Here is a 10835-nt window from a genome sequence, read left to right as displayed (position 1 = left end):
ACCGGAAAAGGATGGGATGGAGCCTTCCGGGATCAGCATGCCAATCAGAATTTATGGAGGGGCGGCCTGGTCCGCCTGAGGAGGAGACATTCAATGCTCAAGGTGAAGAAAGCGAAGATGGCCCGTATCGCCGCGTTTTCCGCGTCGGCGTTTGCTCTGCTCTGCAGCACGGCCATGGCGGAGCCAAAGGTCGTGTCCGGTCCCGCCGCCGACCCGAATTGCATGGTGCCGTGGTCGGCCGAAACCCAATTCCTGCAATATCCGAAGAAGGATGGTCCTTATCGCATCGCGCTTGCGAACGGCTATATTGCCAATACCTGGCGCATCCAGATGGTGCAGACGGCAAAGGCCTATGCCGCTCAGCCGGATGTCGCCGCCAAGCTGAAAGAATTCAAGGTCGTGTCGACCGGCGAGGACGTTCCGGCCCAGATTTCGGCGATCAACAATTTCATCGATGCCGGCTATGATGCCATCGTCGTCAACGCTCAGAACCCGACAGCCTTCGGTCCGGTCATCAAGCGCGCCAAGGAAGCCGGCGTCGTTCTCGTCGCCTTCGACAATATCCTCGATACCAAGGATGCGATCAACGTCAATGTCGACCAGAAAGGCCTTGGCGTCATCTGGGCCAACTGGCTGGTGAAGCACCTGCCGCAGGGCGGTAAGATCCTGGAAGTGCGCGGCGTTGCCGGCACCTCCGTCGATACGGATCGCCATAATGGCATCCATGAGGCTCTGGATGCTTCCGGCAAGAAGTTCACCGTCACTGAAGTCGTCGGCAAATGGGATGATGGCGTAGCGCAGAAGGCAACGGCCGATGCGATTGCCACTAATGGCCCCTTCGATGGCATTACCGCGCAGGGCGGTGACACCGGCGTCGTGCAGGCGATGATCGACGCGAAGCATCCGTTCGTGCCCTTCGGCGGTGAGACGGAGAACGGCTTCCGCAAATTCTGTGCCGCCCATGCGGCCGATGGTCTGAAATGCTCGTCGGCAGGCACTGGCCCGGCCCAGGTTGCTGTTGCCATCAAGACGGCCATCGCGGCTCTCGAAGGTCAGGTCGTGCCTCAGGCCGTCAAGCTGCCGACGGCACTCGTTTCCGATCCCGATTTCAAGGCGGGCGAGGATTATTACCCCAAGGAATCCGACAACTTCTTCGTTGGCAACTCCTTCCCGACCTGCGGCATCAACTTCTCCGCACAGGAAATCATGGGGCAGACCAAGGAAAACCAGTAAGCACCACCATCCGGACCTGACTGCGGGCGCTCGTGCCCGCAGCCTCGATCTCGACGCGACCGAACGGAGGCTGGATGCATGACCCTTTCCGAACCGCTTCTGCGCCTGGAAGGCATATCGAAGCGTTATGGTGGCGCGATTGCGCTGAAGGAAGCCAATATCGCTGTTCGACCGGGCGCGATCCACGCCGTGCTCGGTGAAAACGGCGCGGGAAAATCGACCCTCATCAAGATCATGGCCGGTGTGGTGACGCCAGATGAAGGGCGCATGCTGCTGGACGGAAATGAAGTCTCCTTCGCCTCGCCGGCTGCCGCCAATGCCGCCGGTATTGTCTGTGTTTTCCAGGAGCTGTCGCTCATTCCCGATCTTTCGGTGGCCGACAACATCGTCATCAGCAATCCGCCGCTGCGTTTCGGCATGATCGATCGCAAAAGACAGCGCCAGATTGCCGAGGCGGCACTTGCCCGCGCTGGAGCAGCCGATATCCATCCGTCGTCCCTCGTCAAGGACCTGCCGCTTTCCCGCCGGCAGATGGTGGAGATCGCCAAGGCGCTTGCCCGCAAACCGCGGCTGATGATCCTCGATGAGGCGACCTCGGCGCTCACCCAATCGGATGTCGAGAAGGTTTTCGGGGTGCTGAAACAGCTGCGTGCCGAGGGCATGGCGCTGATCTATATTTCCCATCGCATGCATGAGATCGCGCAACTGGCTGATGACTGCACGGTTTTCCGAAATGGCCGCAGCATCGAATCCTATCCCGCCGGCACCAAGACTGATCAGCAGGTCGTGGAGCTGATGATCGGACGCGAATATACCCATGTCTTTCCACCCAAGCCGCTGCGATCGAAGGCAGACGCGCCGGTTCTGTCCTGCCGCGACCTCTCCTGGGGAGACCGGCTTTCCGGAATCGATTTCGATGTCCGGCCTGGTGAAATCATCGGTTTCGGTGGGCTGGACGGGCAGGGGCAGCGCGAATTGCTCCTGGCGCTTTTCGGCGTGCTGCGTGACCTGAAGGGCGAAGTGGCAGTCGATGGCCGGCCGGTAAGGTTGAAGAGCCCCGGCGCGGCAAAATCCGGCGAGATCTCCATGGCGCTGATCCCGGAGGACCGCAAGACCGAGGGGTTGATGCTGCCGATGACGGTGCGCGAAAACCTGTCGATCGCAGCCCTTGATCGCGTTTCGCGCAACGGCGTGATCGACCGCGCAGCCGAGCTTCGGGAAATCGACGAACTTCTGAAGCTGCTGGCCATCAAGGCTGCGACGATCGACATGCCCGTCGCCTCATTGTCCGGCGGCAACCAGCAGAAAGTCGTGATCGCCAAATGGCTGATGAACCGCCCACGCATCATTCTGCTCAACGATCCGACCCGCGGCATCGATGTCGGTACCAAGCAGGAGATCTACGCTTTGCTGCGCAAGCTTGCCGACGCGGGTGCGGCCATCATCTTCTATTCGACCGACTATGATGAATTGGTCGGCTGCTGCGACCGTGTGTTGGTCATGTATGATGGCAGTATCATCCGCATTCTTGAAGGAGACGAGATCAACGAGCGCGAGCTGGTGAGCGCCGCCCTCAACATCGGCGCCGCAGAGGCGCAGCAAAGGATGGCCCAATGAGCAGGCAGGTGACTGGTGAATGGCGCTACCGATACGTTCAGCAGAAGGGTACGCTCTTTGCGGCGCTTCTCTTCATCCTGATGTTCATTCTCTATGTCTCGAACCATCCGGCCGGCTTTACGCCCAATGTGGTTCAGACGGCCGCCAACAAGGCGACGCTACTCGCTTTCGTGGCGATGGCGCAGTGTTTCGTGGTCATTACATCAGGCATCGATCTGTCGGTCGGCATGATCCTCGTCCTGTGCAATTGCCTCGCCTCATGGCTTGTGGTCGGCACGCCGCTGCAGACCGGGCTTGGCATAATTGCCGTGTTGCTGACGGGGCTCGCCTGCGGTCTGCTGAATGGGCTCGTCATCATCTTCGGCAGGTTGCAACCGATCGTCACCACGATCGCGACAAGCGCGGTTTTCTACGGTCTGGCGTTGTTGCTGAGGCCAACGCCCGGCGGCTCGGTGAATGAGGATCTCGCCGATGCTTTCACCTCGAAGTTCTTCGGTCTGATACCGGCAAGCCTCGTGGTGCTCGCTCTCGTCGTCCTGGTGATTTGGATACCCTTCAGCCGATCGGTGCTCGGCCGCACCGCCTATGCCGTCGGATCGGCAGAAAATGCCGCCTATATGTCGGCCATGCCGGTGAAGCGTGCAAAGCTTGCGGCTTACGCGCTGGCTGGCCTGCTGTCAGCGATCGGCGGGCTTTATCTGACCTTCTTCTCCTATACGGGTGAGGCGGCCTTTGCGAGCGGCAATGCCTATACGCTCTATTCGATTGCGGCGGTGGTGCTCGGCGGCGTTTCTCTGGCGGGCGGTAAGGGAAGCGCTGTCGGCGCAGTTTTCGGCGCACTGGCCTTCCGCACCATCGGCGACCTTCTGTTCGTCTTCGATCTCGATCCGCTCTGGCAGCCGCTCTTCCAGGGTGTGGTGCTGATGCTGGCAGTCAGCGTCGGCTGCATCGGCCTATCACGGGTTCGCAATCGTCTGGAGTGGTTCCAATGAGTGAGGATGCTTCCGCCATGCGGCAAATTCCCTTACCCACCCGGCTGCGCGGTATCGACCCGGCGGTAGCGATCGCCTTCGGCTGCATCATCCTGCTGCTTTTCGGCGGCTCGCTCTATTCCCCCAATTTTCTGTCCCCGGATTACCTGATGCAGCAGTTGAAGGTTGCCTCTTTCCTCGGCGTCATTGCCACCGGCATGATGGCGGTCATCCTGCTTGGACAGATCGACCTGTCGGTGCCCTGGGTGGTGACAACGGGGGCGATGATGGCATGCGCCGCCACCGCTTATGGGACGACAGGCGCGGTTCTCGCAATTCCCTTCGGCATTCTCTGTGGTGCTGCAATCGGCCTCATCAACGGCATTGCAGTTGCCTATCTGCGCATCCCCTCGATGATCATCACGCTCGCTACCAATGCGGTCGCTCAAGGCCTGATGGTGGTCTATACGGGCGGCTTCTCGCCGCAGGATTCGGCTTCCGCTGCCATGCGCTTCCTGGCAACGGGCTACACCATACCGGGGCTTCCGAACGGAGTTCTGGTGTGGCTCCTCGTCGGTCTGTTCGCCGTGTTCCTTTTGACGCGCACGACCTTCGGCCGGGCGCTCTATGCGATCGGCAACCGCGAACGCGCCGCCTACATGTCCGGCATCAATACGCGCAGGATCACCCTTCTGGCCTTCATCATTTCAGGCGGCCTTAGTGCACTCGGCGGTGTGCTTCTTGCCGGTTATGCTTCGAAAGCCTCCCAGTCCATGGGCGACGCATATCTCCTACCCTCAATCGCCGCCGTGGTGCTCGGTGGCACCCATGTTCTTGGCGGCAAGGGCTCCTATCTCGGAACCGTCGCCGGCGTCATCCTGATCACGCTGCTGCAGTCGATCCTCTCAGTCATGCAGATCGAAGAGGCTGGTCGCCAGCTGATCTATGGTGCTGTCATCATCGGTATGCTGCTGCTTTACGGGCGGCAAAAGGTCTCGTGACGAAACTCAACTTTTGGCTTCGTCCAGGCGACTGATTGCCTTGACGTTTTCGGCCAAAGGCCCGTTCGGATAGAAGCTGGAGGCAAGGTAGGTGTCGACGATCGCGTTGGAGCGTTCGGGGCCGACCGCGCGCCCATATTCGCCATTACAACCTTCCGGACAATCTTCTGCGACGCGTCGGCATAGAAGCCCGGCTCGCTCAGATCCGTGACCGTGATGCTTGCTTCCGGTCAGGTGAGAGGTGATGACATCGACCAGCGGTTTGCCGGTGCTGTCGGTCCTGATGCTGTTTTCAGTGCGTGTTTCCTTTCGGCTCTTCGATTTTCTGTCGGCCCTCATTCATGCGGCTATGTCGCCTTGAGCCTGTAAAAACGGCCTTTTTCGGTGTCGTTCCGGCTCTCGATGTGCCCTGCCATTTATATGATTAGGCGTTACTTGACATTTGTCGAATGAGAATCGAATATTGTCAGCATCGACATCGGGCGGAGGTTTTCAGGTGTCGATTGGCGCGCTGTATGGCGCTCGCCAAGTGCATGCGTGGAGGAGACGGACGTGGAATTTCTGCTGGAAGTGGAGGGGCTCAAGAAGTCCTTTGGCGGTGTCGCAGCCCTGCGTGACGGCCGCTTTCAGCTTCGCGCCGGCTCGGTCCATGCGCTGTGCGGCGGCAATGGCGCCGGCAAGTCGACCTTCCTCAAGATCCTGATGGGCATTCACAAGTGTGATGCCGGCTCGATCCGCCGTCGTGGCCAGGAGGTGGATTTTTCGAGTCCTGCAGACGCGCTTGCCTCCGGTATTGCCATCATCGAGCAGGAGCTGAGCCCGGTTCCACATATGACCGTCGCCGAGAACATCTATCTCGGCCGAGAACCGTCAGCTCGTTTCGGCGGCATCGATTTTCGCAGCATGAACCGGGCGGCGCAGAAGCTGCTCGACGAGCTGGAATTCGATATCCGCGCCACCCAATACATGATGAACCTTTCGGTCGCGCAGATGCAACTGGTGGAGATCACCAAGGCGCTCAGCCACGATGCCGAAGTCATCTTCATGGACGAGCCGACATCGGCCATCGGCGAGCGTGAAGCCCAGCAACTCTTCGCGGCGATCCGCCGCCTGCAGGCGCAGGGACGCGGCATCGTCTACGTTTCCCATCGCCTCTCGGAAATTTTCCAGATCGCCGATTCCTACACGGTCTTCCGCGACGGCTCCTTCGTCGGTGCTGGCGCCTTGTCGGAAATCGACCGGCCGAGCCTGATCCGCATGATCGTCGGACGGGAACTTGCCGAAGAATATATCAAGACTAATACACCGACGTCGGATATTGGTCTCGAGGTCAATGCGCTCTCCTGCCCGAACAAGATCGAGGATATTTCCTTTGCCGCCCATAAGGGCGAGATCTTCGGCATTTACGGGCTCATGGGCTCTGGCCGCACCGAGATTTTCAACTGCCTCTTTGGCCTCGACAAACCGTCTGCAGGGCGCATCTCGGTCGATGGTGCGGCGATCTCGGTTGCAAAGCCATCGGATGCGATGGCCCATGGTCTGGCGCTGGTTACTGAAGACCGCAAGCAGACGGGCCTCAATCTCTCGGATTCCGTTCGCGCCAATATCTGCATGGCGAGCCTGCCTGAGCTGAGCCCAGCCTTTTCCATGGATCATGCAAAGGAAGTGGATGCCAGTAGGCGCATGCGCGAGCAGTTTCAGATCAAGGCAGCGCGTGACACCATGCCGGTGTCTGGCCTTTCCGGCGGCAACCAGCAGAAGGTCGTTCTCGGCAAATGGTTCCTGCGCAACCCTAAGGTCCTGCTGTTGGATGAGCCGACACGCGGTGTCGATGTCGGCGCCAAGCGGGAAATCTATCGCATCATCTGCGACTTCGCCGAAGGCGGCGGTACCGTGGTGATGATCTCATCGGAAATCGACGAAGTTCTCGGCATGTCGGACCGCATCATGGTGATGCGCGGCGGCAGGAGCGCCGGAATATACAGCCGGGAGGAGACGAATGCCCAATCACTCGTCCACCTATCAACCTGACCAAGGTCAGCGCATTCGTCCGGCGGCAGAGGAGCAGGCAGTGTCAGTGAGTGAGAACAAGAGTGTGGGCGGTTGGTTCAAGACGGAGCAGCGGCGTCTGATCTTGCAGGAATACGGCATCTTTCTTGCTTTTCTGCTCCTGGTCGTTATCCTGTCGTTCTCGAACGAGTTCTTCCTGACCGGCGGCAATATTTCCAACGTGCTGCTGCAGACGTCCATCAACGGCGTGCTGGCGATCGGCATGACCTTCGTGATTCTCACACGTGGCATCGACCTCTCGGTCGGCTCGGTCGTGGCGCTCGCCGGCATCGTCAGCGCCAGTTTTGCCACCACTTCGGAAACGGCCGGTGTCATCGGTTCGCCCTATCCGGTCGCCATCGGCCTGCTGGTCGGCGTGCTCGTCGGCATCATCTGCGGCTCGATCTCCGGCGCGATCGTCTCTCGCTTCTCGGTACCTGCCTTCGTCGCCACGCTCGGCATGCTCTCGGCTGCTCGCGGCATGACGCTGATCTATGGCGGCGGCCGTCCGGTTCCCGCGCTTACACCCGCCTTCCGCTGGATCGGCACTGGTGATGTGTTCGGCATTCCCGCGCCGGTCATCGTGCTCGCGGTCGTCTTTGCGGTCTCCTGGTGGATCCTCAACCGTACGCGGTTCGGCCGCTATATCTACGCCGTCGGCGGCAATCCGCATGCGGCCAAGACCTCAGGCATCAACACCGACCGAATCCGCTTCACCGTCTATGTCATCTCCGGCGGCCTGGCAGGGCTGGCAGGCATCCTGCTCAGCGCCCGCACCGGTTCGGGTCTGCCGCAGGCTGGCGTCGCGTATGAACTGGATGCGATCGCGGCAGTCGTCATCGGCGGTACGAGCCTTTCCGGAGGCGTCGGCCGCGTAACGGGAACGTTGATCGGCGCCCTCATCATTGGCGTCATGAACAACGGTCTCGATCTGATGGGTATCCAGTCCTACTACCAGCAGGTCCTGAAGGGTGCCCTCATCGTCGGCGCCGTCATGCTCGACCAGAAACGAAATTTCGGAGCCTGAGCTCATCAGCAGAAATTCGGGGCAGGCGGCTCGTTCGCCCCGTCCGACAGGCAAGCCATGCCGGCAGCCTAAACCCAAGTGGAGGAAACTGAAAATGAAAAATCTTCTGATTGCGCTTGCTTCGGCAACGGCGCTGCTGGCGACGTCGGCCGCAGCCCAGGAAAAGATCAAGATCGGCGCAGCCCCCTACGGCTTGAACGCGGAGTTCATGCAGATCTGGACAGCAGCCTTGCAGGATCACCCGGCTGTCAAGAGCGGTGAAGTCGAACTGACGGTTTTCGATGGCCGCTATGACGCACTGGTCCAGCAGGATCAGTTCAAGACCATGATCACCCAGAAATATAATGCCATCATCTTCGCACCGATCGACGTCGATGCTGGTGCATCTGCCGTTCAGTCCGCGGTCGATGCCGGCATTCCGGTCATCGGCTCCAACACCCGCGTCAATTCCGACCAGCTGACCTCCTATGTCGGATCCGACGATACCGTGTCCGGCTATCTGGAAGCCAAGAGCGTTCTGGACAAGATCGGTTGCAAGGGAAATGTCGTCATCATCGAAGGTCCGGTCGGCCAGTCTGCGCAGATCCAGCGCCTGCAAGGCAACAAGAAGGCGCTTGCCGAGTGCCCAGATGTGAAGGTTCTCGAAGACCAGACAGCGAACTGGTCGCGCGCGGAGGCCCAGACGCTGATGGAGAACTGGCTGACGGCTCACCCGAACCAGATCAACGGCATTATCGGCCAGAACGATGAAATGGCGCTTGGCGCCATCGAGGCGATCAAGGCCGCCGGCCTCGACGTCAAGAGCTTTGCCATTGCCGGTATCGACGGCGTCACCGATGCGCTGCGTGCGGCCAAGGCCGGCGAGATGACCTCGATCCTTCAGGATGCCCGCGCCCAGGCGCAAGGTGCTTTGGATCTCGCGATCTTCAATGCCAAGAAAGGCAACTACAAGCCGGAATCCGATATCTGGACCACTTACAAGGATATGCCTTGGAACGACGGCAAGGATAAGACCTATAATGTTCCGTGGACCCCGGTGACGGCTGAAAACGTCGACAAGCTGCTCTCCACGCGCAAATAATCCTCCCTGGGGCGGGATGAAGATCCCGCCCCATATCCCAGACAGATCGAGAACAGAGCCATGACTGACTCCAAACAGGTTGACCTGAACTTTTCGCTGAGCGGCAAGGTCGCTCTGGTCACGGGCGGCGCATCCGGTATCGGCAGCGCCATTGCATCCGCCATGGCTGCCAAAGGCGCCGTCGTTGCCGTCATCGACATCAATGAATCGGTGGCACGGGCCAAAGCTGAAGAACTCGGCAATGGCGCGAAATCCTTCGTCTGCGACGTGTCCGATCCGCAGTCCGTCGAAAAAGTGGTTGCCGATGTCGAGACTGCGTTCGGCCATATCGATATCGCCGTCAACAGCGCCGGTGTCGTCATGCTCGCCCCTGCAGAGGAACTCAGCCTAGATGCATGGGACAAGACCATTGCCATCAACCTGAAGGGCACGTTCCTAGTGTCCCAGGCTGCCGGCCGCGCCATGATCAAGGCGGGCAGGGGCGGCAAGATCATCAACATGGCTTCTCAGGCCGGCACTGTCGCCATCGATCAGCATGTTGCCTACTGTGCATCGAAGTTTGGCGTCATCGGTCTTTCCAAGACGCTTGCTGCCGAATGGGGAAAGCACGGCATCAACGTCAACACGATCTCCCCAACTGTCGTCCTGACCGATCTCGGCAGAAAGGCATGGGACGGCCCGCGCGGTGAGGCGCTGAAACAGCGCATCCCATCCGGCCGTTTTGCATTTCCAGAGGAGATCGCGGCGGCGGCGGTGTTCCTCGCTTCCAACGGCGCCGATATGATCAATGGCGCGGACCTTCTGGTCGACGGTGGCTACACCATTATCTGACGCGCGGTAGATAGGAGTTATAATGCAGCGATTTATCAACAATCCGGATGAAGTCGTCGAGGATACCGTGAAGGGCTTCGTCAAAGCCCACGCCGACATCGTCAGGCTGTCTTCGGAAAATCCCCGTGTCATCGCCGCCCGTCACGCGCCGGTCTCCGGCAAGGTCGGCGTCATAACCGGCGGTGGTTCGGGGCATGAGCCCGCCTTCATCGGCTATACCGGCCGCAACATGCTGGATGCTGTCGCTGTCGGAGAACTCTTCTCTTCGCCAACCGCAAAAAGCTTCCTGGATGCGGCGCGCACGGCCAATGGCGGCAAGGGTGTCGTCTGCCTCTACGGCAATTACGCCGGCGACAACATGAATGTAAAAATGGCGATCAAGCTTGCGGCGAAGGAAGGCATCGAGATCGCCACCGTCGTTGCCAATGACGATGTATGTTCGGCAGGTCCCGAGGAACGCGAAAAGCGCCGCGGCGTTGCCGGCGAGATCTTCATGTGGAAGTGCGGCTCGGCCAAGGCTGCCGAGGGCGCGAGCCTCGAGGAAGTCCGTGCGACCGCCCAGAAGGCGATCGACAATTGCCGCTCGATCGGTGTTGGCCTCGGCCCCTGCACGTTGCCCTCCGTTGGCCATCCGAATTTCGCCATCGAACCGGGTACGATGGAGGTCGGTATCGGTCATCATGGCGAGCCCGGCGTGCGTGTCGAACCGCTGAAATCGGCCAAGGAAGTCGCCGAGGAGATGGCGAAGATCGTTCTCGACGATCACCAGCTTGCAGCCGGGACCGAAGTTGCCGTCATCGTCTCGGGTCTCGGCGCCACGCCGCTCAACGAGCTCTACATTCTTCATGATACGATCGAATCCGAGATCACCGGACGCGGACTGAAGATCCACAAGGTCTATATCGGCAATTATTTCACATCGTTGGAAATGGTCGGTGCAACGCTGACCGTGATGGCACTGGACGACGAGCTGAAACGGCTTCTGGATATCGACGTCCAATGCCCGGCGATGCTCTGAAGGGAGG

General features: G+C 59.9%; 9 protein-coding genes. All 9 read left to right on the top strand.

Going from position 1 to position 10835, the window contains the following annotated elements; all coding sequences use genetic code 11:
* The first annotated feature begins 93 nt into the window (after positions 1 to 93).
* The 9 genes from FHT82_RS17075 (at position 94) to FHT82_RS17035 (ending at position 10828) form a co-directional block, all read left to right on the top strand.
* The gene (locus FHT82_RS17075; protein ID WP_183733171.1) at positions 94 to 1233 is read left to right on the top strand and encodes a sugar ABC transporter substrate-binding protein; all 1140 of its coding nucleotides are present in this window, start codon (positions 94 to 96) and stop codon (positions 1231 to 1233) included.
* A gap of 78 nt (positions 1234 to 1311) precedes the next feature.
* A complete protein-coding gene (locus FHT82_RS17070; RefSeq protein ID WP_183733168.1) occupies positions 1312 to 2850 on the top strand; it encodes a sugar ABC transporter ATP-binding protein in 1539 nt (512 codons plus the stop codon).
* Entirely contained in the window at positions 2847 to 3842 is a 996-nt protein-coding gene (locus tag FHT82_RS17065) for an ABC transporter permease (protein WP_183733165.1), read from the top strand. The genes FHT82_RS17070 and FHT82_RS17065 overlap by 4 nt, the downstream gene beginning before the upstream one ends.
* On the top strand, positions 3839 to 4822 hold the full coding sequence (locus FHT82_RS17060) for an ABC transporter permease (protein ID WP_183733162.1): 984 nt from the start codon (positions 3839 to 3841) through the stop codon (positions 4820 to 4822). Before FHT82_RS17065 ends, FHT82_RS17060 begins: the two co-directional genes overlap by 4 nt.
* Positions 4823 to 5374: 552 nt before the next feature.
* A complete protein-coding gene (locus FHT82_RS17055; protein ID WP_183733160.1) occupies positions 5375 to 6853 on the top strand; it encodes a sugar ABC transporter ATP-binding protein in 1479 nt (492 codons plus the stop codon).
* Between the two features lie 40 nt (positions 6854 to 6893).
* Positions 6894 to 7898 carry an ABC transporter permease gene (locus FHT82_RS17050; RefSeq protein ID WP_183733156.1) on the top strand — a complete coding sequence of 335 codons (1005 nt, stop codon included), beginning with the start codon at positions 6894 to 6896 and terminating at the stop codon, positions 7896 to 7898.
* Positions 7899 to 7992: 94 nt separating this feature from the next.
* Positions 7993 to 8979 carry a substrate-binding domain-containing protein gene (locus tag FHT82_RS17045; RefSeq protein ID WP_183733153.1) on the top strand — a complete coding sequence of 329 codons (987 nt, stop codon included), beginning with the start codon at positions 7993 to 7995 and terminating at the stop codon, positions 8977 to 8979.
* 60 nt (positions 8980 to 9039) lie between these two features.
* The gene (locus FHT82_RS17040; protein WP_183733150.1) at positions 9040 to 9810 is read left to right on the top strand and encodes an SDR family oxidoreductase; all 771 of its coding nucleotides are present in this window, start codon (positions 9040 to 9042) and stop codon (positions 9808 to 9810) included.
* A 22-nt stretch (positions 9811 to 9832) separates the two neighbouring features.
* Complete coding sequence (locus tag FHT82_RS17035) at positions 9833 to 10828, top strand: dihydroxyacetone kinase subunit DhaK (RefSeq protein WP_183733147.1); 996 nt, start codon at positions 9833 to 9835, stop codon at positions 10826 to 10828.
* Positions 10829 to 10835 lie beyond the last annotated feature (7 nt).

The sequence above is a fragment of the Rhizobium sp. BK275 genome, from assembly GCF_014193555.1.
GTDB lineage: Bacteria > Pseudomonadota > Alphaproteobacteria > Rhizobiales > Rhizobiaceae > Rhizobium.
This window is presented reverse-complemented; position numbering and strand designations above follow the sequence as displayed.